This is a genomic window from Mesorhizobium subarcticum (assembly GCF_055456085.1).
Window position 1 is genome coordinate 3,821,457 of the sequence record NZ_CM144237.1, and the last position, 26,222, is coordinate 3,847,678.

Sequence of the window (26,222 nt, forward strand, 5' to 3'; positions counted from 1 at the left end):
GCTCGAAATCGCGATAATCCAGCGATTTCACCCCGATCCTGTTTTGACGCGCAAGGGTTAACCAGAGATTTCAGCGCGCCTTGGGACCGGTGGAAAACTTCGCTGTTCAGCAAACACTTCCCCGTGTGCCCGAACTGAAGCGGCAAAAGCGATTGCCGTTCGGCCCCGCATCGCCTACATAGCGGCCAACCTCCATTCAATCCGACAAATCCAGTCATTTTTCAGGGAAAAGCGCGCGTGGCACGCCAGTTCATCTATCACATGGCCGGCCTCAACAAGGCCTATGGCACCAAGAAGGTGCTCGAAAACGTTCATCTGTCCTTCTACCCCGACGCCAAGATCGGCATCCTCGGCCCCAACGGCTCGGGCAAGTCGACGATCCTCAAGATCATGGCCGGGCTCGACAAGGAGTGGAGCGGCGAGGCGTGGCTGGCCGAAGGCGCCACCGTCGGCTACCTGGCGCAGGAGCCGGCGCTCGACCCCGAAAAAACCGTGTTCGAAAACATCATGGAAGGCGTCGCCGCCAAGACCGCCATCATCGAACGCTACAACGAATTGATGATGAACTATTCCGACGAGACGGCCGACGAGTCGGCCAAGCTCCAGGACGAGATGGACCGGCTGAACCTGTGGGACCTCGAACAGCAGGTCGAGATGGCGATGGAAGCGCTGGGCTGCCCGCCCAAGGATTCGGAAGTCACCAAGCTGTCGGGCGGTGAGCGCCGCCGCGTCGCACTTTGCCAGTTGCTGCTGCGCCAGCCTGACCTTCTGCTGCTCGACGAACCGACCAACCATCTCGACGCCGAAACCACGGCGTGGCTGGAAAAGCATCTGCGCGCCTATCCGGGCGCGGTGATGATCATCACCCACGATCGCTACTTCCTCGACAATGTCACGGGCTGGATCCTCGAACTCGATCGCGGCCGCGGCATTCCTTATGAGGGCAACTACACCAAATATCTCGAAGCCAAGGCCAAGCGGCTCAAGCAGGAAGGCCGCGAGGACGATGCCCGCCAGCGCGCCATCGGCCGCGAGCGCGAGTGGATCCAGTCGAGCCCGAAGGCCCGGCAGACCAAGTCCAAGGCGCGTATCCAGGCCTTCCAGGATCTTTTGGATGCAGCCGACAAGCGGCGTCCGAGCGATACGCAGATCGTCATCCCGCATGGTGAGCGGCTCGGCAATGTGGTGATCGAGGCGGAAGGCCTGTCGAAGGGCTTTGGCGACACGCTGCTGATCGACGGACTGGAATTCAAGCTGCCGCCGGGCGGCATTGTCGGTGTCATCGGCCCGAACGGCGCCGGCAAGACGACGCTGTTTCGCATGATCACCGGCCAGGAAAAGCCGGATGCCGGTTCTGTGCGCATCGGCGAAACGGTCAAGCTCGGCTATGTCGACCAGAGCCGCGACGCACTCGATCCGTCAAAGACCGTGTGGGAAGAAATCTCGGGCGGCGCCGAAGTGGTCAAGCTCGGCAAGTTCGAGGCCAACACGCGGGCCTACTGCGCATCGTTCAACTTCCGTGGTGGCGACCAGCAGCAGAAGGTCGGCAATCTCTCCGGTGGCCAGCGCAATCGCGTGCATCTCGCCAAGATGCTGAAGACCGGCGGCAATGTGCTGCTGCTCGACGAACCGACCAACGATCTGGATACGGAAACGCTGGCAGCACTCGAAGACGCGCTGGAAAATTTCGGTGGCTGCGCCGTCATCATCTCGCACGATCGCATGTTCCTCGATCGCCTGGCGACGCACATCCTCGCCTTCGAAGGCGACAGCCATGTCGAATGGTTCGAGGGCAATTTCGAGGACTACGAGCAGGACAAGATCCGCCGGCTCGGCCCCGAAGCCGTCAACCCGCATCGCATGACCTACAAGAGGCTGACGCGGTAAGGGACAAGCCGGGGCGGCGAATTCTCAAGGTGATATGAGGAGCTCACATGGCTGATTGGTCCGCCGCCCAATATCTGAAATTCGAGGATGAGCGCACGCGGCCCGCGCGTGACCTCGTCGCGCAAGTGCCAGTCGACTTTCCGCGCCGGGTCGTCGACATCGGCTGCGGGCCGGGCAATTCGACCGAGCTGCTGGTCGAGCGCTGGCCGGATGCGCAGGTAAGCGGCTTCGACAGCTCTCCCGACATGATCGAAAAGGCGAGGGCGCGGCTGCCCAATGTCAGCTTCGACCTCGCGGATGCGTCGACATGGCAGCCGGCCGAGCCGGTCAATGTGATCTTCGCCAATGCGGTGTTCCAGTGGCTGCCCACACATCCGGCTGTCTTCCAGCGGCTAATGGGTTTTCTGGCGCCCGGAGGCGCGCTGGCCGTCCAGATGCCTGACAATCTGCTTGAGCCTTCGCATAAGGTGATGCGCGAGACCGCGGCCGAAATGCCGTTCGCCGCAAAGATGGAAGGTGCCGCGCGCGGTCCGTTGCCGCCGGTGTCGTTCTACTATGACCTGCTATCGCCACTCTCCGACCGGCTCGATATCTGGCATACGGCCTACAATCATCCGCTGGCCAATGCCGAGGCGATCGTCGAATGGGTGAAGTCGACGGGGCTGAAGCCGTTCCTTGATCCGCTCGATGCGGAGGAGCGCAAGATGTTCCTCGACAGCTACACAGCCAAGATCGCCAAGGCCTATCCGAAGACCGCCAATGGCAAGGTGCTGCTGCGTTTCCCGCGAATTTTCATTGTCGCCAAGCGGGCCGGCTAGGAAAGAATTATCCAACTCACCTCGGCCGGGCTGCGGCCGCTTGACCCGGTTTCGCGGCCATGGCCAACTCCTCACGCGGGTCATGGCGGTCCGCGTGGGCAGGGGGGTAATGATGACTTTGAAAAGATTGCTTTACGGCGGCGGCGTCTGCGCGGCTGCACTTCTGGCGTTCTCGGTTTCAGCCGAGGCCAAGCGGGCGCGCTGCTTCACCACGGATGACGGCTATTTCGCGTGCAGCTATCGCGCGATCGACGATGCCGGCAGTTTCCGAATCTCGGCGCCGGGTTATCCGACCTATGTGCTGGAGATCGACGGGCCGGGCTTTGCCTATGGCTATGTCAATCTTGGCCGCCGCAACGTCCCGTTGCCGGGACAGTATGTGCGCAGCCGCGACGACGGCGCCTGCTGGAACAACCCGCAGACCAACACCAAGCTGTGCGCCTGGTGAACTCGGCTTAAGCTGGTGTAAACCGGCGCGATGAGAAAAGTGTTGCGCCGAAGCGTTTCGGCGCCCACATGAAGCCGCAACGCCCGCGGATGGACAGACTGAAACATGCATCGCGTCATCATCAGCGGCATCGGCGCTGAAATTCCTGAACCTGTCATCACCAATGAAGAGCTGGTCGAGAGTTTTAACAGCTGGGTCGACACGGAGAATGCGCGGCGCCAGGGCACCGGCGAGCCGCTCCTGCAGAAGTCCGACGCTGACTTCATCGTCCATGCCTCGGGTGTAAAATCCCGTCATGTCATCGAGCGCGAAGGCATTCTCGACCCGACCCGCATGACGCCGCGCATTCCGGCGCGGCCCGACGATGCGCTGTCGCTGGAGGCCGAGTTCGGCGTCGCTTCGGCCAGGAAGGCGCTCGACCATGCGGGCCTAAAACCGTCGCAGATCGACCTGATCATCTGCTCGGCCTCGCACCACCAGCGGCCCTATCCGGCGATCGCCATCGAAATGCAGGAGGCGCTGGGCACGACGGGCGCCGGCTTTGACATGGGGCTTGGCTGTTCGTCCGCGGCGGCTGCCCTGCATATGGCGGTCAATCTGGTGCGGTCGGGCGCGCACAAGCGCATCTTGGTGACCACGCCGGAAATCATCACCGGCCATCTCAATTTCCGCGACCGCCAGACACATTTCATCTTCGGCGACGCCTCGGTGTCGATGGTGGTGGAAGGCCTTGCCCAGGGCGACAAACGGCCTGGGCGTTTCGAGGTGCTGGACACGCGCATCTGGACGCAGATGTCGAACAACATCCGCACCAATCTGGGCTATCACACCCGCACCGCCCAGGATGATCCCTACATGATCAACCTGGAAGGCAATCTCATCAAGCAGGTCGGCAACAAGGTGTTCAAGGAAGTCACCGTTGCCGGGCAAAAATTCATCGTCGAATTCCTGGCCGAGCACGGTCTGACGCCGCAGGCGGTCCGGCGCTTCTGGCTGCACCAGGCAAATGCGCGCATGAATGCTATGATCCTTAAACTGTCCTTCGGCCACGATGTCGATCACGATCGTGCGCCAATGGTGCTGGAACGGCTCGGCAACACGGCGGGCGCCGGCGCTATCGTTGCGCTGTCGGAGAACCACGCCGACATGAAGCCCGGTGATTTCGGCTTGATCTGCGCCTTCGGCGCGGGGTATTCGATAGGTGGCGCGCTCATCCGCATGCTTTGACGTGTGCTGATATTCAGGCGATGCCGGCCTGAAAAGGCCACCCGGACTTTCGAAATCCGTCCAGCCCAACCGCTTCGCGCCCGTCTTTCCACTCCCGTTCAGCCTGACCTGACCCTCGCACAGCCTGTGTCGGGGGTATTTCAGCTTGAACCAGCGCGATCCGTTTCACAAAGGAGGTTTTCCGATGATCGATGCCCGATGCAGTTGCGGCGCTCTCACGCTGACGCTGCCTGGACCTTCAAGACTGGTCGTGGCCTGTCATTGCCTTGAGTGCCAGCGCAGAACCGGCGCTCCCTTCGGCGTCGGCTCCTTCTATGCGGCCGACGCCGTTGCCATTTCCGGAACGCCGAAAGAATTCACCCGCGATGCGGCAAGCGGTGGCAAGGTCCACAGCTACTTTTGCCCAAACTGTGGCTCGACGGTCTATTGGAAGGCTGACAGGCTGCCGTCGATGATCGGCGTCGCGGTCGGCGCCCTGGCAGACCCGAAATACCTACCTCCCGTCAGGTCGATTTTCGAGCAGTCGAAACATGATTGGGTTCAGATCGACGGTGCTGCCGACCATTTTTGGCAAAGCAGCGTGGCGGGGAAATCGAGCTGAGCTGGCGTTCGCCATCTCTTGCCGGTCAGGCCGGCGTGAAGGGGACCAGCATCGGCACTCGCCCGGCATAATCGTCGTAGGTGCTGCCGAGTTCGCCACGCAGGAAGCTCTCCTCGAGCCTTGCCTTGACGACGATGCCGATGATGAGCAGCACGGTGCCCGCAATGCCCCATACCGTGCCCTTGGCCGCCATGGTGGCGAGGATGGCGAGTAGCAGTCCGGTGTAGATCGGGTGGCGGACAAGGCCGTAAGGACCGGTGTCGATGACATGGTGGTCGGCCTTGGCGGTGACCGTGCCCGACCAGAGCCTGCCGAGATGCAGGCGCGCCCACCAGGCGAAGGCAATACCGACGGCAATCAGGGCGACGCAGATCCAGGCTTCCGCGAGATCAGGCATCCACAGTCTTAGCCGGCCCTCATAGCCGTGCGCGGGAATGAACAACAGCGCCGCGCCGACCAGCCACAGAATTCGATAGCGAGCCTCCGCTTTGAAACCGGCGCGCTTCTGGGCCGGGTCGGCCCACAAAGCGGCGGCGGCCCAGCTCACCGCCCAGATCAACCAAAGCAGCGTGATTGCCGTCACCGGTCGCATGAGAACCTCCGCCGACTGTCTGGACAACACCATGAAGCTGGTGCAGCACGGCAGCAATGCGGCGGTATCCGGAACCGTCTGCTGTTTCGGTAAGAAGATCGTGATCTCATTCGCTCGAGCAGTTGAACATCCACTGCACGCCGAAGGCGTCGACCAGCATGCCGAAGCTGCTTCCCCAATATTTCTGCGCAAGAGGCACGGTGATCCTGCCTCCCACGCCCATACGGGCGAAAAGCTCCCGCATCGCAGCCAGCTCGTCGAATTCCAGCATCATGGCTGAGCCTTTCATGGGCTCCGCATCGTCATTGTCGGAGGCGTGGAACAGCACGCCCGGACCCTCGAAACGCGCATGCAGGATTTTTCCGCGCATGGCTTCGGTTCTCACCGGCATGTTGTTGTCGCCCCAGCGCAGCAGGATCGTTCCCCGGCCAAGGCCGCACTGTTCGTAGAAGGCCAGTGCCGGCTCGCAGTTGGTGGTGAAGAATAGCGAAGGGGAGAGCCGCATTCTATCTTTCCCTATCAGATCAGTGCGCGGCGGCGGTGGCGGCAGCGATCAGCGCGTCGCCGGTATATTGCCTGTCGCCGATGCCCCAGCCGCCATCGGGCGCGTTGACGATGTTGATCCAGGTGTTTTCAGGCTTGTGCCCGGGCACGCAGAGTTCGGCGACAATTCCGGCGGCATTGGTGATGAAGGCGTTGCGGGCTTCGACCGAGCCAAGGCCGATATTGGGCAATTTCAACTCGACCATGACGACAGGCCGATTGGCGCCGCCGGCATAGATGTGTCGGGACGGCAGGACATGGACCGTGCCGCCGACGATCGCGGTGAAAAAGGAATTGCCTGACGCGCCGGAGGCTTCGATGAGGGCGGCACTCAGGCGCGGCAGGATCTCACGCTCTCCGGTCGGGGTCAGTACGCCTTCCGGCGCGGTCACAGTGATTGGCATGTGGGGGCTCCTTGTCCTTGGGTTGCATGGCCTTGCCGGCCCGATTGTCTTCCGGCTTGTCATATTTCGTATCAATTGTTACGTTATGCGAAACGAGCGAGTCAACAGGTTTCGTATCGATCACTATGGATAATTTGGAAAAGCCAAGGGGGGGTCGTCCCCGTGCGTTCGACCCCGACCAGGCGCTGGATGCGGCGATGCACCTGTTCTGGGAGCATGGCTATGAGGCGACGTCGCTGGCCATGCTGCGCGAGGCGATGGGACTGACGCCGCCGCAGATCTACAACGCCTTCACCGACAAGGAGACTTTGTTTCGCAAGGCGCTGACGCGCTACCACGAGACGGAGATCGGCTTTGCCCTGGACGCGCTGGGCGCGCCGGTATCGACGCGGGAGGCAATCCGGCGGTTGCTGATGGGCGCCGCGGAGGCCTATTCCAGACCCGGTAAGCCCGGCGGCTGCCTGTTCGTCAGCGGTGCGCTGGCAGCATCACCGCAGGCGCAAGCCATTGCCGATGAGCTCAAGGCCTATCGCAAGGCGAGTGAAGCGGCGATCGCGGAGCGGTTGGCCAAGGGCAGGGCGGCGGGCGATCTCCCCGAAAACCTCTCGGTCGAAGGCTTCGCCAAATACCTGGCCGGCGTCATGAACGGCATGTCGATCCAGGCGCGGGACGGCGCCTCGGTCGAAGAGTTGCGTATTTTGGCCCAAACCGCCCTTGCGGCCTTGCCGGCCGAAGGGCAAACCGGGGCGCGTGATTGAAGGAAAGAACCTCATGCTGGATCTCTTCCCCGAGGCCGAGAAGCCGGTTGAAATCATCCCGGCCAAGAAGCTTTCCGCTCGCGCCGCAGCGCTCTATCTCGCGGCAGCGGATCATTTCCAGACAAGACCGGTGGAAGAATTGCGGCTCGACTTCGACGGCATTTCGGGAGACTTCCATGCCGGGCCGACGCGCCGCTCGGGCGGGCGCGAGCCCTGGTATCCACGCGGCACCGAAATGCGCAATGAGCGGCAGCTTTCGATCGTGGCAATCGATGAACTGGCCATCGTCGCCGAGCGGATGGGACTGGCTGAGATCAAGCCAGAATGGATCGGCGCCAATCTGGTGATCGAAGGCGTGCCGCATCTGTCGATGCTGCCCGCCGGCACGCTGCTGTTCTTCAAGGACGGGGTAACCCTCAAGGTCGACGCACAGAACGGACCATGCCGTCTCGCCGGGCGATCGATCGCTGAGAATGCCGGAATGGCCGACATTGAAGCCGGCGCGCTGCTCTTTCCCAAAGTCGCAAAACGGCTGCGCGGTCTCGTCGCCTGGGTAGAGAAACCCGGAACGATCAGGGCCGGCGAAGAGATTTCGGCGCGGGTGCCGGAGCAGTGGATTTATCAAACCCAGGGGTGAGCTACGCCGCACACTGGGCGGCGTAGCATCAGCGCCGGGGCTCAGTCCTTGCGGTTCTTCTTCGCGCCTTGCGCCATGACGGACACGTGGTCCCATTTGTCCCAGGTGGCGAGGCGGTTGGCGTATTCCTGGCGAATCATCGGCAGGCCGCCATCGCCGAAGAACACCCGCAGCGGCGGCTCGGCCGCGTCGACGATGGCCAGCATCGCCGGACCGGTGGCTTCTGGATCGCCGGCGACCGAATTGGCGCGGCGCTCGGCCATCTTGGCGCGGGCAGGCGCATAGGCCTCGATCGGCTTCGAGACCTTGGCGGAGGCGCCGGACCAGTCGGTGGAGAAGCCGCCCGGCTCGACCAGCGTGACATGGATGCCGAATTCCGCGACCTCGATGCTGAGCGACTGGCTGAAGGCTTCCAGCGCCCATTTCGAGGCGTGGTAGAGGCCGAGCGAGGCAAAGGCGTTGACACCGCCGATCGAGGAGATCTGGATGATGTGGCCTGAGCGCTGCGCCCGCATGATCGGCAGAGCGGCCTGCGTGACCCACAGCGCGCCGAACACATTGGTTTCGATCTGGTCGCGGGCTTCCTGTTCGCTGACTTCCTCGATGGCGCCGAAATGGCCGTAGCCGGCATTGTTGATGACGACGTCGAGGCGGCCAAAGCGTTTGTGGGCTTCAGCGACAGCGGCGTCGACGGCCTTCTTGTCGTTCACGTCGAGCTTTATCGCGGCGATGTTGTCGCCATATTTTTCGACGAGATCGGCGAGCGTGCCGGCGTCACGGGCGGTCGCGGCAACGCGGTCGCCACGCGCCAATGCGGCTTCGGCCCAGACGCGGCCAAAACCCTTCGACGATCCGGTGATGAACCAAACCTTTGATGTCATGATGTGGAATCCTTGCCCCTGCGGGCGTGATTTTCGGGTGAAAGCGGAGGCTTCTCCGCTTCCGGGCATATACGGCCTGTCACGTGATTTTCCAGAGGCGAGGGGAAATCTTTTTGAACAAGCCGTCCTCTGATCAGGGGTAATTCACCTGGCTCGACCACGCCGGGTGATCATGCTTTTGCCAATAGAGCGCCATCAGCCGGCCGGTGATCGGCCCGACCTTGCCTTCGGCGATCGCCGCGCCATCGATCTCAGTCACCGGCATGATGCCGCCGGCGGTCGAGGTGATGAAGACCTCGTCGGCCGCCTTGAGCGCGGCGACGCTGACATCGGCCGCCTTTGCGATGAGCCCTTCCTCGCCACAGAGATCGAAGACGGTGCGTCTTGTGATGCCGGGCAGCACGCCGATGGCCGGCGTCGACAGTTTGCCGTCCTTTACGCAGAAGACGTTGAAGCCAGGACCTTCGGCGACATTGCCGTTGAAGTCGAGAATGAGCGCCGTCTCGGCGCCGCGGTCATAGGCATCGTAGAGGCCGCGCACCAGGTCGAGCCAGTGGTAGTTCTTGATCGCCGGATCGATCGAGGCCGGCGGGATACGCATCTTGTCGCTGATGGCCACGTGCAGGCCGCGCTGCAATTGTTCTGCATTGGCGACCGAGCCGAACGGCACGGCAAACGCCATGAAGCGGTTGATCGCCTGGCGCGGGTCGCGGCTGAAGGTCGGCGAAGCGCCGCGCGTGCACAGCATTTCGACATAGGCGCCGCGATGTCCCGACAGCGCGACACAATTGTGCAGGATTTCAGCCACGCCATCCCTGTCGAAGGGAATTGTCATGCGCAGCTTTTCAAGACCGCCGAAGAAGCGGTCGAGATGCAGATCGAGCCGGAAGAAGCGGCCGTTCCAAACATGCACGGTGTCGTAGGTGGCATCGGAATGCAGAAAACCCCAATCCAGCACCGACACCTTGGCTTGCGACATCGGCAGGTACTGGCCGTCGAGGAAGGCTATGCCGTCGGGATAGGAATGCAGGTCGAGATGGTGGTCGCTCACCGCGGGCAGCGGCTTTGAAGTCTGTGTTACCGTCGTCTGGTCCATCGAAGCCTCCTGTCGCGGATCAGCAGCCTATCGGCCCAGGACGGAGGGCATAGAGCCACCTTCTCGACGCCGTTCGTCCTCCAGAACGAACTGCTGATACATTGGATTGGAGTTGCCTTATAATCCGGCCACTCGGAAGAGGAGGGGGATATGGGCAGGCTTGGGGCTGTCGTGGCAACCGTCATGATCTTTGCGGCTGCCGGCGAAGCCGGCGCGCAATGCACGAAAGAGGGCGACGAACTTTGCCAGAAGGGCCAGACCTATCGCTGCGAAAAGACCGGCAGCGAACTGACGCCGATCTTCCAGAATGTGCCTTGCGCGGTGAATGCGCCGGCGCAGACGCTGACCGGCACCTGGGTCGGCAGCGGCCACCAGAGCCCGGCGGGTGATGCCGGCGCCGACTGGTCGATCGCCATGACGATTGGGGATGGCAGCTCGTCGATCGACTATCCCTCACTTGGCTGCGGCGGCTCGCTGTCGCAGACGTCGAGGGATGAGACGTCGGCGCAATTCCATGAGAGCATCACCTACGGCCAGGACAAATGCATCGATGGCGGCGACATCACTGTCAGGTTCTTCAAGGGGAATCTGTCCTGGACATGGGTCGGCCAGGCCGATGGGCAGCCCTATAATGCGATCGCCGTGCTGACGCGGCAGTAGACTGTTCATTCCTCTTCATCGTCGGCGTCGAGCAGGCGTGTCGCACGCCAGCGGGTTAGCACGATGTTGGTCTGCTCGATAACGAAGAAGCGGGCGGAGTCGCGGTCATAGCCCTCGGCCAGCAGTTTTTCGTAATCAGTGTGCATGTGGCGGATATGGGCAATGGCGGCCAGCCAGACGGCAATGCCCGGCGGCAAGGTCTTCATATGCACGGCGCCGGCGTCCGCACGGATCTTCTCCATGTCGGCGTAAGGCGCCAGCGGCAGCAGGGCTGTCAGTGCCTTGGCGATGGCGCGGCGGCGGCCGGTCGGCGCCGTCATGGCAGGACCCGGTTGGGCTCATCGCGCCCTTCGATGGTCGCCTCGGCAAAAGCATCGGTCGAGGCGAAATAAGGCTTGATGTCGATGACCGGCGTGCCGTCAAGCACGTCGATGGCATCGAGATCGATGCGTCCGGTGGCGATGTCCAATCCGACGAGCCTGGCCACATGCAGGCCGACCGGGTTCGGCCGGGCAGGGGAGCGCAGGCCGAATACGCCTTTTGCCTCAGCCGCATGGCGGGGTTTCTGCACAATGAGATTCCGCGGCGCGTGGTGCAGCCAGGACAGGATGATGACGTGGCTGGCGCGCTCCAGGCCTTGCAGACCGCTGCGATAAGGCGGGTCGATGGTCAGCACCGCCGGTTGCCCGGTCTCGCGGGCCGCGCGCATGTTTTTCGGGCAGCTTTCGCGCGTCACCCAAGGCGAGGCAATGCGGCCGATGAAGACGATGCTTCCGTCCGCCGGCATTGCTGCCGGATCCTGGTCCAGCCTCTGCTCGCCTTCGCGCGCCTCGAACATTTCGCGGGGCTCGGTGATTCCAGCCATCTCTAGCTTGGTGCCTGTCATTGTCCCAACCCCACTACACATTTTTGGGCGATATGCAGCGGGAAATCACGCATGCGGCATTTTCTTGTCCGGGAGCGACATAGCGCTTGCAAGGTTTTGAAAATCGACATAAACATATGTTTATATCTTTTTCAAAGTGAATGCGCTGAAATGAGAATACGCTGATGCATGTCTCGCTCGACACCATGGTGGAAACGCTGAAGGCTGCGGCCGAATCCAGCCGCTTGCGCATATTGGCACTGTTGTCGCGCGGCGACCTCACCGTTTCCGATCTTACCGAAATTCTCGGCCAGTCGCAGCCGCGTGTCTCGCGGCACCTGAAGCTTTTGCTCGAGGCCGGGCTGATCGGCCGCTACCAGGAAGGGTCATGGGCGTTCTTCCGCCTGTCGGATACCGATTCGGCGCGCGATTTCGTCATAGGGCTGGTTTCCAGCATTCGCGGCGCCGATCCGCAGGTCGAGCGCGACCTCGAGCGGCTGGCTTCGGTCAAGCGAAAGCGGCAGGACCGGGCGACGGAGTATTTTTCCGTGAACGCGGCAAGTTGGGATCATATCCGCTCCCTGCACGTGCCGGATCGCGCCGTCGAAGCCGCGATGCTGAAGCTGGTCGGCAAGCGGCCATTCCAGTCGATGCTCGATCTCGGCACCGGGACGGGCCGCCTGCTCGAAATCTTCTCGCCGCTCTACCGGCGCGGCGTCGGCATCGACATGTCGCGCGAGATGCTGACCGTGGCGCGCGCCAATCTCGACAAGGCCGGCATTTCGAACGCGCAGGTGCGGCAGGGCGATATCTTCTCGCCGCCTGTCGAGCGCGATGCCTTCGATCTCGTCACCATCCACCAGGTGCTGCACTATCTCGACGATCCGTCCCGCGCCATCCACGAGGCGGCGCGACTGTTGCGCCCGGCGGGCCGGCTGGTCATCGTCGATTTCGCGCCGCATACGCTGGAATTCCTGCGTGATGAGCATGCGCATATGCGGCTCGGCTTTTCCGACCGGCAGATCGGCGAGTGGTTCACTGAAGCCGGCCTCGATCTCGAGGATGCCCAGGAGTTCGAACCGCGCGGCGGCAATGAGGCCAGGCTCACGGTAAAACTGTGGCTTGGCCGTGACCGGCGCCTGCTGATCGCCGATCCCGCCAATGAGCAGACCAAAGTGAACTCGATAGGGGAAATCGCCTGATGAACCAGTTCCGCTTTTCCCGCCGGCCCGACATTGGCGACAAGGTCAAGGTTTCCTTCGAATTCTTCCCGCCCAAGAATGACGAGATGGAGGCAAGGCTGTGGGACACGGTCACGCGGCTGGAGCCGCTGAAGCCGAAATTCGTCTCGGTGACCTATGGCGCCGGCGGCTCGACGCGTGAGCGCACCGCGCGCACAATCAACCGCATCCTCAAGGAGACCAGCCTGACGCCTGCGGCGCACATGACCTGCGTCGACGCCGCGCGTCATCAAGTCGACGCGGTGATCAAGGAATTCGCCGACATGGGCGTGAAGCGCTTTGTCGCCTTGCGCGGCGACCCGGCCGCCGGTGTGGGAACCGCCTATCGCCCACATGCGGACGGCTACGCCAATGGTGCCGAGTTGGTCGGCGCACTGAAGGAGGCCGGCGATTTCGACATTTCAGTCTCGGCCTATCCCGAGAAGCATCCGGAAAGCCCGGACTTTGCCACCGATATCGACATGCTGAAGCGCAAGGTCGACAATGGCGCGACGCGGGCGATCACCCAGTTCTTCTTCGACAATGATCTCTACGAGCGCTATGTCGAGCGCGCGCGCCGCGCCGGCATCTACATCCCGATCGTTCCCGGCATTTTGCCGGTACACAATATCACCCAGGTCGCGAATTTCTCGGCACGCTGCGGCGCGCTGGTGCCGGCATGGCTGGCCGAGCGGTTCGACGGCCTGCAGAACGATCCACAGACGCATGCGCTTGTGGCGTCCGCGGTGGCCGCCGAACAGGTTCTCGACCTGGTCGAGCGCGGGGTGGGGGATTTCCACTTCTACACGATGAACCGCGCCGACCTCGTCTTCGCCGTCTGCCACATGATCGGTATCCGCTCGCACGAGACGGAAGTGGCGGGCTCTGCCGCTGCATAGGTCCGGAAAGGCCTCTGAAATGCAAAAAGGCCGGGTAAAAACCCGGCCTTTTGAATTGGTTAGACTATTTTGCTGCTGGTCTTCCCCGTCTTGGCGGGTTCAGGGAAGAAAGCCCATAATAAGGGCCCCGATGAAGGCGAACGCAGCACAAATCATCAATGCGTTGATAGGCCTCGTAAGTCCCATGACATAGCCTCCTCTTAAAGAGCTATGCCTAGGAGTCTAGGTTCATTTGTGCCACAGGCAAGCGGAAAATGTGCTGCATTGCGACGTGATTGTGAAATTTGCGACCCAGGTTTTGACGTTAGCCGTTGAAACTTCTCGGCAAAAACCGGCTTCAGACCTGTGAATAAAATATGGCGGGACGGTGTCGGTATCGTGTCATGGCAGCGCTACCACAGCGAAAGTCGACTTCGACTTTCGCGCCACCTGGTTCAGGCTACCGACTTCCAAGGATACGTCCGTCGATCGTGAGAAGACCGAGCGCGATCAGCACCACGCCGCCGATCTCGAACAGTTCCAGCCGCTCGCCCAGGAACAGGAAGCCGAGCAGAAGGGCGCTGGCCGGCACGATCAGCGTGACCAGCGAAGCGTTGGTGACACCGGCCGAGGCGACGAGGTTGAAATAGAGGATGTAGGCAAAGGCGGTCGACAGCAGCGCCAGCGCCAGCACCGCCGCCCAGACCGGCGGCGAGGCGGAGAACAGGCCGGCCGGACCATGCACGAAGAGCACGATCGGGATCATGATGATGGTCGAGGCGGTCATTTGTCCGGTGGCGAGGACCGGCGAGGGCACGCCCTTGAAGCGGCGGGCGATCATCAGCGCAATGCCATAGGACAGGGAGGCGCCGATCAGCGCGAATTTGGCCCAGACCGGTCCGCCAAGCCCGGCAAGCAGGCCGGGACCGATCATGACAGCTGTGCCGGCGACGCCGAGCCCGATGCCGGCGAGCTTGTTCCAGGACAGCTTTTCGTCCGATGTCAGCGCATTGGCGAGGATCAGCGTCCAGAATGGCGTTGTCGCATTGAGCACCGAGGCGACGCCGGCGCCAAGCTCCGTCTGGCCGGCAAAGATCAGCGAGAACGGCACGACGTTGTTGGCGAGCGCCAGCAGGAAGAACAGGCCGGCATGCGGCAGGGCGAGGCGGAAGGACGGGCCGCGCAGGCCGAGATAGATCTGCAGCGCGATTGCAGCGATGCCGACGCGAAACAGCACCAGCACCAGCGGATGAAGTTCCGCCACCGCGATGCGGGCGAAGAAGAACGAGCCGCCCCAGATCGCGCCAAGCAGCAGCAATTGCCCCCAGTCGGTGAGCGTCATCGGTCCGCGTGGTGTTGATGTCGCAGCCACTGCCATGCGAATCGTCCTCCCCAAGACGCGCTGAATGTCAGCCGGTCAGACACACGGCATACCGGGTCTGGCGACAAGGGCCACCCGAAACATGATCGCTGGCAAACAATGCTGCCAGAGACCTATCGCCGCTGCGTCAGCACTGCGAGACACAGAATTGTTTTCATTAGCCGCTAGCTTGGATTAATTGTGCGCAGCCGAGGTCGAGGATTCGTCAATGCAGCGATTCGAGAATGCCCGCGAGGCGGCACTGGCGCTTCGTCCGGACGATCCGGTCTATTGCTTCCGCCCGCAGGTGCTGAAGGCCGATGCCAGGCAGTTCATGGGCATGTTTCCCGGCAAGACCGCCTATGCGGTCAAGACCAATGGCGAGCCGATCGTGCTGAAGGCCTTGGTCGAGGCCGGCGTCACCGCCTTCGACGTGGCTTCGCCTGGCGAGTTCGCCGCCGTGCGCGCGGTCTCGCCCGATGCCGAGATGCTCTACATGCATCCCGTCAAGGCGCAGTCTGATATCAAGCTGGCGCTGGAAAAATACGGCATCCGCGTCATTTCGCTCGACCATGAGGATGAGATCACCAAGGTGACGCGGGTAGTGCGGGCGCTGGACATCGACCCGGGCACGATCAGCGTGTTCGTGCGGGTGCAGACCAAGGGCCATGCGGCATACGAGCTGTCGAAGAAATTCGGCGCCGGGCCTGCCTATGCCGTGGAATTGGCGGAGCGGCTGAACCGCACCGGCTACAAGGTTGGCCTGTGTTTCCACGTCGGCAGCCAGATCGAGGATCCCGACACCTATGAGCGGGCACTGGCCTCGGCCGACTGGGTGCGCAACCGGCTGACCTTCGACATTGCCGGGCTCGACGTGGGTGGCGGCTTTCCGGCCGAGTACGGCAATGATCCGAACCGCAAGCAGGTCGAGATGCCGTCGCTCGGCCAGATCATGTCGCGGCTTTCCGGTGACCTCAAGGAATACCAGTTCGACCAGATGCCGTTGGTGGCCGAGCCGGGCAGGGTGATCGTGGCGCGCTGCCTGTCGCTGATCGTGCGGGTGCTGCTGCGCAAGGGCAAGCGGCTCTACATCAATGACGGCATCTGGGCATCGCTGTCGGATTCATGGACCGGCAAGATCACGCTGCCGGCGCGTTTCATTCCGGATCCCGCGATCAGGACCCGCAATGGCGATGAGAACAAGATTGTGCCGTTCAAGGTCTGTGGCGCGACCTGCGATTCCGTCGACATCCTGTCCCGGCCATTCTGGCTGCCGGAAACCGTCGACACCGGCGACTGGATCGAGATCGGCCATATCGGCGCCTATTCGCTGTCGCTGCGGACCCGCTTCAACGGCTTTTACCCCGACACCTTCGTCGAGGTGACGACACCCTTCGACGAGGGCGATGCGCCGCAGGGGTTTGCCAGTCTGGAGACAATGGCGGACTGAGGGGAATAGGGCAGTAAGGCAGTAAGGCAGTAAGGCAGTAAGGCAGTAAGGGAATAGGGGTGGCGTCAGTCACTGATTTCGGGCTCGTTGCCCTACTGCCCTACTGCCCTACTGCCTTACTGCCCTACCGCCTACAATTTCCCCAACAGCTCCGTCGTTGGCCAGCCATCCACGGGCAATCCCAGCCGCATCTGCTCCTTGCGGATGGCTTCGCGGGTGTTGGTGCCCAGAATGCCGTCGACCGTGCCGACATCGTAGCCGCGGGCTTCCAGCTTGGTTTGCAGCGCCTTCATCTGGTCGTTGTTGAGGCCGGGCTCGGGGTTGCGCGGATCAAGCGGCGGTGCGCCGGCGAGCCGTGCGGCGAGGTTGGCCGCGGTCAGCGCGTAGGTGAAGGACTGGTTCCATTCGAGATAGACGTCGAAATTCTCATAGGTAAGGAAGGCCGGCCCCTTGCGGCCCATGGGCAGCGCCAGGCCAGCCGTGAGGCCCTTGTCGACCAGCGGCGAGCCGTCGGGATTGGTGACACCCCATTGCGCCCACTGTGTCAGCGGCAGTTTGTTGGTGCGCCCGGTCTGGTCCCAGGGCATCTGGTCTGGCACGCGCACTTCCTGGATCCAGGGTTCGTCGCGCTTCCAGCCGCGCGACAGCACCTTGTTGGCCGTGGTCATGATCACGTCCGGCACGCTTTTGCGCAGGTCGATCTTGCCGTCGCCGTCACCGTCGACGCCGCGGGCCAAATAGTCGGAAGGGAGGATCTGCGTCTGGCCGATCTCACCGGCCCAGGCGCCCTGGACGTCGGCCGGCAGCACGCCATGGTCGATCAGCTCCAGAAGCGGCACCAGCTGCTGGCGGAACAGCTGCGGGCGGCGGCAATCATGCGACAGCGTCACCAGCGCGCTCAGCGTGTGGAAATCGCCCTGCACGGCGCCGAAATCGGTTTCCAGCGCCCAGAAGGCGGTAATGACCGGCGCCTGAACGCCGAACTGCTGGTCGGCACGGGCGAAGATTTCGGCGTATTTCTTCATGTTCGCCGCGCCTTGCTTCAGCCGGTAGGCCGAGATCATGCGGTTGGAGAATTCGACAAAGGTCTGGGTGAAGACGCCCTGGGCGCGGTCGCGCGCCAAGGCTCTTTCATCGATCTTGGCGTCTTCCAGCGCATCGAGGCCGACAGCACCGACGCCGGCCGCCTTGGCCTCCGCCGCCACACCCTGTTTCCAGGTTTCGAAATCGCCGCCGCATTCCTGCGCCATCGCCGGCAAGGCCGTGGCGCACAAGAACAGCGCCGCGAGGGCTTGGGAACGCAGTCGCATCAGCTTCCTTTCGAAACGAACAGGGGCAATCTACCGTGCTTCGCCTGGAAGCCCAACGCCCTGGATTACCGGCGGTTGCACTCTTTTACCGCTGGCTGTGTCGAAAAGCAGGCGGCAGGCCCGGTGTCAACGGGTGTTCTGCCGCAGCCACTTATTCCAGGCAGCTTCGCTGCCGTTGAAGACGTTGATGTCGGACTTGCCGGTCATGCCGGGAACAATGCCGGTTCCGGTGTATTGCCAGAAGGTGAAGGGGTGGCTGCCATACTTCTCTCGCGGGTGGCCGGCGACGGAACGCAGCCAGTAGGGATAGCCGCGGAAGGTCGACAGCTCGTTGTCGTCGAAGAAATCGACCGATGTGTAGATGATCGGTTTCTTGCCGTAGTGCCGCTCGACGATTTCGAGGAAGGTGGTCATTTCCGCGCGTACCGTGGCTGCGTCGGGGCGCAGCCTGCAGGTCGGCGATTGCGGGTTCCATTCCATGTCGAGCACTGGCGGCATCGCCGAGCGGTCGACGGGGACATTCTGGATGAACCAGCGCGCCTGCTGGGCGGCCGGGGTGCAGAAATAGAAGAAATGATAGGCCGCGCGCGGAACGCCAGAGGCTTTCGTGCGTGCCCAATGCTCATTGAAATACTCGTCGAAACGATCGCCGCCTTCCGTCGCCTTGATGAAGGCAAAGGAAATGCCGCTCGCCTTGGCCGTCGGCCAGTCGACCGAGGTCTGGTACTTTGACACGTCGGTGCCGTGGACGGCGTAGTTCCAAGGCGCGCCGCTGTCCCATTCATGCGGCTTGGAATCGGCAAAGCGCGGCGCGCGCACGGCGACTGTCGGACTGCTGGACGCGGATGGCGACAGTGACAGATCATCCACGGTCGAGCAGGCGCCGAGCAGCGTCAGCATGAAAAGAGCCGCAAGACGGCGCATCACAACTTCCAAGCCGGAATCAGCCGGTCACTGATGGGTCTGTGAACTGATGGCCGATCTGGCCTCTTCGAGCGATCGCCCCACGCATCACTCAATATACCATTTTTAGTGATCGCCGATCATGGTTGATAATCCGTTGATGGCGCTCGACAACAGCCACGATTTTGCGGAAGCAATGGCGGCAAATCGATGACATAAATCGAGCCGAAAACGACCGGCAGCCGAAAAGCAGGGACGGAAAAGATGCGGATCATCGTCAAGATCGTCAAATGGCTGCTTGGCCTGATCGTGCTGGCGGTCGCCGCTTTGTTTGCCTGGCTTTATATCGCGCCGCCCGAATTGATCCGCGTCGGTTCCGGCTATTCGGCCAAGATCGTCTGCTCCAATGTCTTCATCGCCGGGCGCGACCCCAACGAGGTGCTTGCCGTCGATGTTCAGGCGCCTGGGCACCCGCTGCTGCGGCTGATGCGGGTCTCGGTGGACAAGAACCGGGGCACCGTTTCGGCCGGCCTGCTTGGCTTCCTCGGCAAGAGCGTTGCCGTTGCTCGCGAAGGGCTGGGCTGCGCCTCGGTGCCCGACGGCGATGTCGGCAAGGCACGGCGCACGACCATGCCTGCCGAAGCGTCGGTGGCCACCAAGGGCGATCTGTGGCCGGAGGGAGATCGGGTCGATGCTTCGCAAAATCCCGAAATCACAAAGGTCCTCGGCGATGCCGCGATGGCCGGCACGGGCATGCGCGCGATCGTGGTGGTCAAGAACGGCCGCGTCGTCGCCGAGCGCTATGGCGACGGTTTTTCCGACAAGACGCCGCTGCTCGGCTGGTCGATGACCAAGACGGTGAATGCCGCCATCATCGGCACGCTGGTCAAGGACGGCAAGATGGCGGTCGACAACAAGGGCCTGTTCGCGCCGTGGAAGGCCGACGGCCGCGCCGCCATCAGCCTTGCCGACATGATGGCGATGTCGAGCGGGCTGGAGTTCAACGAGGATTATGGCGACGTCGCCGACGTCACGCGCATGCTCTATCTCGAACCCGACATGGCGGGCTTTGCCGAATCCAAGCCGCTGGCGGCCGAGGTCGGCAAGGTGTTCTCCTATTCGAGCGGCACGGCCGTGATGCTGTCGCGGCTGTGGCAGGATGCAATCGGCGACAAGGCCAAGGCGCTGACATGGCCGCGCAGCGCGCTGTTCGAGCCGCTCGGCATGCACAGCGCGGTGCTTGAAACCGACGAACAGGGCACGTTCGTCGGCTCGTCCTATCTCTACGCCACGGCGCATGACTGGGCCCGCTTCGGCCAGTTCCTGCTGCAAGGCGGGGTGTGGAACAGCAACCAGGTGCTGCCCGTCGGCTTCGTCGAGTGGATGCGGGAGCCGGCGCCGGCCTCGAAAGTCTACGGCAAAGGCCAGTTGTGGATCGAAGCGCCTGGCGACGAAGAGAACCCCGGTGCAGGCGCCGCCGCCGGCCTGCCCAAGGATACCTATTGGATGGAAGGGCATGACGGACAGACGGTCACAATCATTCCGTCGGAGCAATTGGTGATCGTACGGTTGGGGCTGACGCCGGGCAAGCTCGGCTACCGTCCGCAGGCGCTGGTAGGCGCGCTGGTGAAGGCGCTACATTAGCTTGGCGAAGGGAGGGCTCGGTTGGGCGTTATAAGTGTCGGCGATGATCTGCCGGTATGGGGAGGCGGCAGACGAATAATTTATTCGATCATTGAGTACGCGATCGGCTCGATCGGAGAAAAACCTTACTTGGCCGCACTCAAGGAGAGCTTCGACCACGGATACAATCACGCTGACTTGGCCGTATTGACCCGAGATGAGTTAAGCGAATTTCGGCAGGCTGCAGCAAGCTATGCGCGAAACGTTCACTGTAAGCGCGAAGGGCTTAAAGACTGCGAGGAGTTGATGCAGGAGCTTCTAAGCCTCGTTGATGCGCGGTTGGTACAACTCAAGACGCATTGATGGGCCGCGCGATCACCGCCAGCCAGGCATAGCCGCGATAAAGCGTGCGGAAACGGAAGGTTGCGCCGGTTCGCCCAGATTCCGATTCCAGAACTTTGCGCAGCGATTCACGCGGCGAGACGTGGAATTTTCTGAGCCAGCCGCGCAGTAAGGTGCGGAACCAGCCCGGCAGGCCTTCCTGCTGGCCGAAATCGACGACATGCAGCGAGCCGCTAGAGGCCAGCGCGGCCAGTGCCGCCGACACCGTCTTCTCCCAGCCGGGGATCATCGACAGCGAGTAGGACACGAAGACGCGGTCGAACCGTTCGATGCCATAGAGAGCCTTGGCATCGAAATCGGTGGCGTCGCCCCTTGCCAGCGTGACGCAGCTGGACAGGCCTTCGCGGTCGATCGCCTTGTCGGCCGTCTCCAGCATTTCGGCCGAAATATCGAGGCCGAAGAAGCGGGCGTCGGGATAGCGGCGGGCGGCAAGGATGATGTTGCGGCCGGTGCCGCAGCCGAGTTCGAGCACCGTGCCGCCCGCCGGCGCGTCGAGCCCCTCGATCAGCCGGTCGCGGCCGAGAAGATAGTATTTGCGGGTCAGGTCGTAGATGTGGCGCTGCCAGCGGTAGACGCCGTCCATCAGTTCGGCATGGCTGGCCGGCAGCTCCGTCGTGCTCATGCCGCGCGCTTCACATAGAGGTGGAAGCCGCCATAGATGGCCGAGCGGTCGCGGGCCGAGAATTCGCGCGACGCTTCGTCCTGATAGTCCCACTGGTCGAGCAGCGAGGTGGAGACACGGCCGGGCAGCAGGCTGGGCTCCGCGGCGGTGCGGAAGATCACGCGGGCGCCCGCGGAGGCGGTGCGGGTGATTTCCGACCACAGCGCATTGAGCTGCTCATCGGTCATCCAGTCCTGCGCGTCGAGCAGGATGATGCGATCGACAGCGCCCGCATCCTTGCGGGCCAGGAATTCGATCAGATTGGCATGGTGGATGGCGACGCGGTCGATATTGCCGCGGATGGTGTCGTAGTTCTGCTTTTCCAGATAAGCGGGCAAGGCGGCCTTACCCGGCTCGGGGTAGCGCCGGGCAAACGCCTGCCAGGCGAAGTAATTATTCTCTAGGGGAAAATCGCAGGCGAGCTTTTCCAGCCGGGCCTTGAGCACGCTGGCCATGGTGCCATCGCCTGATGTGATCAGCGAATCATACTGCGCCGGCGGAATGCCGAGGCCAAACAGCGAAGCCTTGCGCGAAGTTGCCCATTTCAGCAGCGGTTTGTCAAAAACAGGCGCCAGCTCCTCGTTGAAGAAGCGGCGCTGCTCGCCAATGTTCCTGGCCTCCATCATGCGGGCCGGGTTGACGCCGAAGAACTTCGCCGTGCGGTGGCCCATGGCGATGAACAGGCCAAGCAGGCCGGTCTGGTAGAAATTGCGGTCGAAGACACCGATGCGCCGGCGGCCACGCCAGCTGCGGTGCTCCCAATAGTGGCGGCTGACCGGATCGAGATGCGGCGCGATGAAACGGTCGTAGGCTTCCGAATTGTGACTGGTGTCGGCGGCGCCGAAGAAGCGGAACAGGTCGCCCTGAGAGGGCAGACGGCGCACCGCCTCCAGCTTCATGCGGTTCAGCGCGATGTGCGCGGCGTTGAGATCGACCGCGTCGATCTGTGCCGGCGAACGGGTGAGGTAAGCCAGGATGTTGCAGCCGCCCGAAGCAATGGTGACGACGCGGTGACCCTGGCCAAGCTGCATCGCCTCCATGTCGACATCCGGGTCTTCCCAGATCTGTGGGTAGACGAGCCCAGAAAACAGGAGAGCGAACAGCCGCTCGGAGATGCCTGCTTTCGAAAGTGCGCGGTTCTGGTAGACCGCTTTTCCAACTTCCTTGCCGCGGCGAAAAACCAGATCCGAGGAGACGTCTGTCATGACAAAGTGATTCCCCATTTGCTTTGCCGCAAGCGGGTACCCCAAAGTCATGACAGGCCGGTGACAGCCTGTTGACGCGTTCTTTACAGCTTGCCAAACCCTCCGGGCGTCGGCGTCGTCAGGATGACGGCCTCGCCTGCATCGAGCACTGTCTGGTCGCAGGCCTTCAGCACATCGATCGAGCCATCCTTGCGGCGGACCTTGGTCGAGCCGACCTCGCCGTCGCCGCCACCGTCCAGACCCTGCGGCGGGCGGTTGCGGTGCGAGGACAGGATGGCGCATTCCATCTTTTCGAGGAAGCGGATGGTGCGTTTGGTGCCATCGCCGGCGCTCCATTTGCCCTTGCCGCCGGAGCCCTTGCGGATGTGAAAATCCTCGAGCACGACGGGGAAGCGCAGTTCCAGCACCTCCGGATCGGTGAGGCGCGAATTGGTCATGTGGGTGTGGACGCCTGATGTGCCGGCAAAGCCACGGCCGGAATTCATCTGGCCGGCCGGTGATCCCGAGCAGATCGTCTCGTAATACTGGTACTGCTTGTTGCCGAAGGTCAGGTTGTTCATCGTTCCCTGCGCATTGGCCATGGCGCCCATGGCGCCGAACAGCGCATTGGTGACATGCTGCGAGGTCTCGACATTGCCGGCGACGACGGCGGCGGGGTAGACGGGCTTCAGCATGCAGCCGTCGGGGATGATGATGTTGATCGGCCGCAGGCATCCGGCATTCATCGGGATCATGTCCTCGACCATGACGCGGAAGGCATAGAGCACGGCGGCGCGAGCGACTGGCTCCGGCGCGTTGAAATTGTTCTTCATCACTGGTGAGGTGCCGGTGAAGTCGACCGTTGCCTCGCGCTTTTGCCGGTCGACCGTGATCTTGACCTTGATGACCTGGCCGGTATCGGTCGGGTATTCGTAATGCGAGCTATCCGGCAGCCGTTCCAGCACGCGGCGCACGCTTTCGGCGGCGTTGTCCTGGACGTGACCCATATAGGCCTCGACGACATCGAGGCCGAAATGCGCGACCATCTTGCGCAGCTCGGCGACGCCTTTCTCGTTGGCGGCAATCTGCGCCTTGAGGTCGGCGATGTTCTGGTGCGGGTTGCGGGCAGGGTAGCGGTGGTCGGTGAGCAGCGTGTGCAGCTCGGTCTCGCGGAATTTTCCGCGATCGACGATGCGGAAATTGTCGAACAGGACACCTTCCTCGTCGACCGTGGTGGCGAGCGGGGTCATCGAGCCAGGGGCGGTGCCGCCGATATCGGCGTGATGGCCGCGCGACGCCGCCCAGAACAGGATGTTTTCCTGGGCATCGTCGAAGACGGGCGTGACCACGGTGATATCAGGCAGATGCGTGCCGCCATTATAGGGCGCGTTGAGGGCAAAGACGTCGCCGGGATGGATGTCGCCGGAGTTCAGCCGGATGATGGTTTCAACCGAGCGGTCCATCGAGCCGAGGTGCACCGGCATGTGCGGCGCGTTGGCGACCAGCGCTCCAGTGTGGTCGAAGACGGCGCAGGAAAAATCCAGCCTTTCCTTGATGTTGACGGAGTAGGCGGTGTTCTGCAGCGTCACGCCCATCTGCTCGGCGATCGACATGAAGAGGTTGTTGAAGACCTCCAGCATAACCGGGTCGGCTGATGTGCCGAGGGCAGCAGCGCGCGCTTTCCTTTGCGTGCGACGGATCACGACGTGATCGAGATTGGTGATTTCGGCCTGCCAGCCCGGCTCTACGACGATGGTCTGGTTCGGTTCGATGATCAGCGCAGGGCCTGCGACCAGATTGGACGGGCGCAGGTTTTCGCGACGATGGATGCCAGCTTCATGCCACCCACCTTCGGTGTAGATGCGCCGCGTTCCAGAAGCGCCAGCTTCAACCCTTGCAGGTCCGGCGGGCGCATAGGCCTCGGCGCTGCTCTCGCCGATTTCGATGCCCTCGACGCCGACCGTCTCGACGATCATCGGCTTGGCGTCATAGACGAAGCCGAATTGCGCCTTGTGGGCAATTTCGAAATCGCGCCTGGCCTGGAAAATCGAGTCACTTTCGAAATTCACCGGCAGTGTCGTGTCGGTGCCGTCATAGCGGATGTGCAGCACCGGCTTGGTGGCAACCCTATCCTCGGCAATGCCTTGCGCCGCCAGCTCCGCGATGACTGCTTTTTTCAAGGTGGCGATGAGGTTGCCGATCTCCGTTCTGGATTCCTCGGCAAGCGGCTTGAGCAGCGCCTGCTGGCGCGAGGCGAACACCGACGCCAGGCCGATGCCATAGGCGGAAAGCAGTCCGGAGAAGGGGTGGATCAGCACCGCCTCCATGCCAAGCGCATCGGCGACCAGGCACGCGTGCTGGCCGCCGGCGCCACCGAAGCAGTTGAGCAGGTATTCGGTGACGTCGTAGCCGCGCTGCACCGAAATCTTCTTGATGGCGTTGGTCATGTTCTCGACGGCGATGGTGATAAAACCTTCGGCAACCGCTTCCGGTGAGCGGCCGTCGCCGATCTCGGCGGCTAGTGCCGCGAATTTTGCGCGCACGGTCTCGACGTCGAGCGGCTGGTCCTGGCCACGGCCGAAGATCGCCGGGAAGAAATCGGGCTGCAGCTTGCCCAGCATGACGTTGGCATCGGTGACGGCGAGCGGCCCGCCGCGCCGGTAGGCGGCGGGGCCGGGATTGGCACCGGCGGAGTCCGGTCCGGCGCGAAAACGGCCTGCCTCGTAGTGCAGGATCGAACCGCCACCGGCGGCGACCGTGTGGATGCGCATCATCGGGGCGCGGACGCGTACGCCGGCGACTTCGGTATCGAAGGCGCGCTCATATTCGCCGTCATAGTGGGCGACATCGGTTGATGTGCCGCCCATGTCGAAGCCGATGACTTTTTCGAAACCGGCAAGCTTCGCCGTCTCGACCATGCCGACGACACCGCCGGCCGGGCCTGAGAGCAGCGCGTCCTTGCCCTGGAACATGTCGGCGGCGGTGAGGCCGCCGGAGGACATCATGAACATGAGGTGAGGCGACTGGTCGCTCTCTCCGACGACTGGGGAGATTGGCGCCGCCCCCAGTTCTCCCGCCACCCTTTGCACATACCGCGACAGGATCGGCGACAGATACGCGTCGACCACTGCGGTGTCGCTGCGGCCGACCAGCTTGATCAGCGGCGAAACCTCGTGGCTGACAGAAACTTGGGCGAAACCGATCTTGCGGCAGACTTTTGCCACGGCCTTTTCATGATCGGGGTATTTCCAGGCGTGCATGAAGACGATGGCTACCGCGTCGATGCCGTCTGCCTTCGCCTGTTCGATTGCCGGCCGACAAGCGGCGATATCGAGCAGTCGCTCGACGCAACCATCGGCAAGGACGCGCTCGTTGATCTCGATGACGCGCTCATAGAGCTGTTCGGGAAGGATGATCTCCTTGGCGAAAATGTCCGGACGCGCCTGATAGGCGATCCTCAGCGCATCGCGAAACCCCTTGGTGATGAGCAGGAGCACGCGATCGCCCTTGCGCTCCAGAAGCGCGTTGGTGGCGACCGTGGTGCCCATCTTGATGTCGCCGATCAGGCCGGACGGTATCGCGGCGCCGGGTTCAAGGCCGAGCAGGTCGCGTATGCCCTGGATGGCAGCATCGGCATAGGCCTCGGGGTTTTCCGACAACAGCTTGCGCGGATGCAGCCCGCCTTGCGGGTCACGGCCGATGACATCTGTGAAGGTGCCGCCGCGATCGATCCAGAAATCCCATTTCGCGGTCATGACGGCTCCCGGCACTATCAATCCATTCAATGCTTCGTGTTAGTTCGCCACTGTCAGGC

Annotated in this window: 26 protein-coding genes; 13 read left to right on the plus strand and 13 right to left on the minus strand. The window is 62.6% G+C overall.

All coding sequences use genetic code 11. From position 1 onward, the window contains the following. Positions 1-237 precede the first annotated feature (237 nt). From ettA to ACZYHG_RS18720, 5 genes are all read left to right on the plus strand, one after another. Complete coding sequence (gene ettA, locus ACZYHG_RS18700; RefSeq protein ID WP_464609823.1) at positions 238-1,887, plus strand: energy-dependent translational throttle protein EttA; 1,650 nt, start codon at positions 238-240, stop codon at positions 1,885-1,887. A gap of 47 nt (positions 1,888-1,934) precedes the next feature. Continuing rightward, positions 1,935-2,705 carry a trans-aconitate 2-methyltransferase gene (gene tam, locus ACZYHG_RS18705; RefSeq protein WP_464609824.1) on the plus strand — a complete coding sequence of 257 codons (771 nt, stop codon included), beginning with the start codon at positions 1,935-1,937 and terminating at the stop codon, positions 2,703-2,705. 112 nt (positions 2,706-2,817) lie between these two features. Then, positions 2,818-3,153 carry a hypothetical protein gene (locus ACZYHG_RS18710; protein WP_027029754.1) on the plus strand — a complete coding sequence of 112 codons (336 nt, stop codon included), beginning with the start codon at positions 2,818-2,820 and terminating at the stop codon, positions 3,151-3,153. Positions 3,154-3,258: 105 nt separating this feature from the next. Next, a complete protein-coding gene (locus tag ACZYHG_RS18715) occupies positions 3,259-4,380 on the plus strand; it encodes a beta-ketoacyl-ACP synthase III (RefSeq protein ID WP_464609825.1) in 1,122 nt (373 codons plus the stop codon). 184 nt (positions 4,381-4,564) lie between these two features. After that, complete coding sequence (locus ACZYHG_RS18720) at positions 4,565-4,981, plus strand: GFA family protein (RefSeq protein WP_464614731.1); 417 nt, start codon at positions 4,565-4,567, stop codon at positions 4,979-4,981. Between the two features lie 25 nt (positions 4,982-5,006). On the opposite strand, the gene ACZYHG_RS18725 is transcribed toward ACZYHG_RS18720, so the two are convergent. The 3 genes from ACZYHG_RS18725 to ACZYHG_RS18735 form a co-directional block, all read right to left on the minus strand. Continuing rightward, positions 5,007-5,573, minus strand: coding sequence for a methyltransferase family protein (locus ACZYHG_RS18725; protein WP_464609826.1), 567 nt, complete (start codon positions 5,571-5,573; stop codon positions 5,007-5,009). Between the two features lie 106 nt (positions 5,574-5,679). Next, on the minus strand, positions 5,680-6,078 hold the full coding sequence (locus tag ACZYHG_RS18730; RefSeq protein ID WP_464609827.1) for a VOC family protein: 399 nt from the start codon (positions 6,076-6,078) through the stop codon (positions 5,680-5,682). Positions 6,079-6,097: 19 nt separating this feature from the next. Next, positions 6,098-6,520, minus strand: coding sequence for a hypothetical protein (locus ACZYHG_RS18735; protein ID WP_464609828.1), 423 nt, complete (start codon positions 6,518-6,520; stop codon positions 6,098-6,100). 197 nt (positions 6,521-6,717) lie between these two features. Between ACZYHG_RS18735 and ACZYHG_RS18740 the strand changes: the two genes are divergently transcribed. Both ACZYHG_RS18740 and ACZYHG_RS18745 read left to right on the plus strand, forming a co-directional pair. Continuing rightward, a complete protein-coding gene (locus tag ACZYHG_RS18740; protein ID WP_464609829.1) occupies positions 6,718-7,278 on the plus strand; it encodes a TetR/AcrR family transcriptional regulator in 561 nt (186 codons plus the stop codon). 13 nt (positions 7,279-7,291) lie between these two features. Then, positions 7,292-7,915, plus strand: a complete 624-nt coding sequence (locus ACZYHG_RS18745; RefSeq protein WP_464609830.1) for an MOSC domain-containing protein — start codon at positions 7,292-7,294, stop codon at positions 7,913-7,915. 41 nt (positions 7,916-7,956) lie between these two features. On the opposite strand, the gene ACZYHG_RS18750 is transcribed toward ACZYHG_RS18745, so the two are convergent. Both ACZYHG_RS18750 and ACZYHG_RS18755 read right to left on the minus strand, forming a co-directional pair. Further along, entirely contained in the window at positions 7,957-8,796 is an 840-nt protein-coding gene (locus ACZYHG_RS18750) for an SDR family oxidoreductase (RefSeq protein WP_464609831.1), read from the minus strand. A gap of 133 nt (positions 8,797-8,929) precedes the next feature. Further along, the gene (locus ACZYHG_RS18755) at positions 8,930-9,892 is read right to left on the minus strand and encodes a D-amino acid aminotransferase (RefSeq protein ID WP_464609832.1); all 963 of its coding nucleotides are present in this window, start codon (positions 9,890-9,892) and stop codon (positions 8,930-8,932) included. 150 nt (positions 9,893-10,042) lie between these two features. Between ACZYHG_RS18755 and ACZYHG_RS18760 the strand changes: the two genes are divergently transcribed. Then, entirely contained in the window at positions 10,043-10,552 is a 510-nt protein-coding gene (locus ACZYHG_RS18760) for a hypothetical protein (protein ID WP_464609833.1), read from the plus strand. 5 nt (positions 10,553-10,557) lie between these two features. On the opposite strand, the gene ACZYHG_RS18765 is transcribed toward ACZYHG_RS18760, so the two are convergent. Together ACZYHG_RS18765 and tsaA are read right to left on the minus strand one after the other, a co-directional pair. Beyond that, complete coding sequence (locus ACZYHG_RS18765) at positions 10,558-10,872, minus strand: DUF2293 domain-containing protein (protein ID WP_464609834.1); 315 nt, start codon at positions 10,870-10,872, stop codon at positions 10,558-10,560. Next, positions 10,869-11,390 carry a tRNA (N6-threonylcarbamoyladenosine(37)-N6)-methyltransferase TrmO gene (gene tsaA / locus ACZYHG_RS18770; protein ID WP_464614732.1) on the minus strand — a complete coding sequence of 174 codons (522 nt, stop codon included), beginning with the start codon at positions 11,388-11,390 and terminating at the stop codon, positions 10,869-10,871. Before tsaA ends, ACZYHG_RS18765 begins: the two co-directional genes overlap by 4 nt. Before the next feature lie 212 nt (positions 11,391-11,602). Between tsaA and ACZYHG_RS18775 the strand changes: the two genes are divergently transcribed. Then, positions 11,603-12,619 carry an ArsR/SmtB family transcription factor gene (locus tag ACZYHG_RS18775; RefSeq protein WP_464609835.1) on the plus strand — a complete coding sequence of 339 codons (1,017 nt, stop codon included), beginning with the start codon at positions 11,603-11,605 and terminating at the stop codon, positions 12,617-12,619. Next, positions 12,619-13,536: a methylenetetrahydrofolate reductase [NAD(P)H] gene (gene metF, locus ACZYHG_RS18780; RefSeq protein ID WP_464609836.1), complete on the plus strand. Its 918-nt coding sequence runs from the start codon at positions 12,619-12,621 to the stop codon at positions 13,534-13,536. Before ACZYHG_RS18775 ends, metF begins: the two co-directional genes overlap by 1 nt. A 439-nt stretch (positions 13,537-13,975) precedes the next feature. On the opposite strand, the gene ACZYHG_RS18785 is transcribed toward metF, so the two are convergent. Then, positions 13,976-14,893, minus strand: coding sequence for a DMT family transporter (locus ACZYHG_RS18785; RefSeq protein ID WP_464609837.1), 918 nt, complete (start codon positions 14,891-14,893; stop codon positions 13,976-13,978). 211 nt (positions 14,894-15,104) lie between these two features. Here ACZYHG_RS18785 and ACZYHG_RS18790 point away from each other — a divergent pair, with 211 nt between their 5' ends. After that, the gene (locus ACZYHG_RS18790) at positions 15,105-16,325 is read left to right on the plus strand and encodes an alanine racemase (protein ID WP_027029738.1); all 1,221 of its coding nucleotides are present in this window, start codon (positions 15,105-15,107) and stop codon (positions 16,323-16,325) included. A gap of 131 nt (positions 16,326-16,456) precedes the next feature. Here ACZYHG_RS18790 and ACZYHG_RS18795 read toward each other — a convergent pair whose 3' ends face one another. Together ACZYHG_RS18795 and ACZYHG_RS18800 are read right to left on the minus strand one after the other, a co-directional pair. Then, positions 16,457-17,635: a lytic murein transglycosylase gene (locus ACZYHG_RS18795; RefSeq protein WP_464609838.1), complete on the minus strand. Its 1,179-nt coding sequence runs from the start codon at positions 17,633-17,635 to the stop codon at positions 16,457-16,459. A 126-nt stretch (positions 17,636-17,761) separates the two neighbouring features. Then, complete coding sequence (locus tag ACZYHG_RS18800) at positions 17,762-18,559, minus strand: glycoside hydrolase family 25 protein (protein ID WP_464609839.1); 798 nt, start codon at positions 18,557-18,559, stop codon at positions 17,762-17,764. 243 nt (positions 18,560-18,802) lie between these two features. On the opposite strand from ACZYHG_RS18800, the gene ACZYHG_RS18805 reads away from it, so the two are divergent. Further along, positions 18,803-20,182, plus strand: a complete 1,380-nt coding sequence (locus tag ACZYHG_RS18805) for a serine hydrolase domain-containing protein (RefSeq protein ID WP_464609840.1) — start codon at positions 18,803-18,805, stop codon at positions 20,180-20,182. Positions 20,183-20,203: 21 nt separating this feature from the next. After that, positions 20,204-20,524 (plus strand): hypothetical protein, encoded by a 321-nt coding sequence (locus tag ACZYHG_RS18810; RefSeq protein ID WP_464609841.1) that lies wholly within the window; start codon positions 20,204-20,206, stop codon positions 20,522-20,524. On the opposite strand, the gene ACZYHG_RS18815 is transcribed toward ACZYHG_RS18810, so the two are convergent. From ACZYHG_RS18815 to ACZYHG_RS18825, 3 genes are read right to left on the minus strand one after another with little or no spacing between them, the layout of a single operon-like run. Then, positions 20,511-21,185 carry an SAM-dependent methyltransferase gene (locus tag ACZYHG_RS18815; protein ID WP_464609842.1) on the minus strand — a complete coding sequence of 225 codons (675 nt, stop codon included), beginning with the start codon at positions 21,183-21,185 and terminating at the stop codon, positions 20,511-20,513. The genes ACZYHG_RS18810 and ACZYHG_RS18815 overlap by 14 nt on opposite strands. Beyond that, complete coding sequence (locus ACZYHG_RS18820) at positions 21,182-22,480, minus strand: BtaA family protein (protein WP_464609843.1); 1,299 nt, start codon at positions 22,478-22,480, stop codon at positions 21,182-21,184. Before ACZYHG_RS18820 ends, ACZYHG_RS18815 begins: the two co-directional genes overlap by 4 nt. Before the next feature lie 32 nt (positions 22,481-22,512). Further along, the gene (locus tag ACZYHG_RS18825) at positions 22,513-26,163 is read right to left on the minus strand and encodes a hydantoinase B/oxoprolinase family protein (protein ID WP_464609844.1); all 3,651 of its coding nucleotides are present in this window, start codon (positions 26,161-26,163) and stop codon (positions 22,513-22,515) included. Positions 26,164-26,222 lie beyond the last annotated feature (59 nt).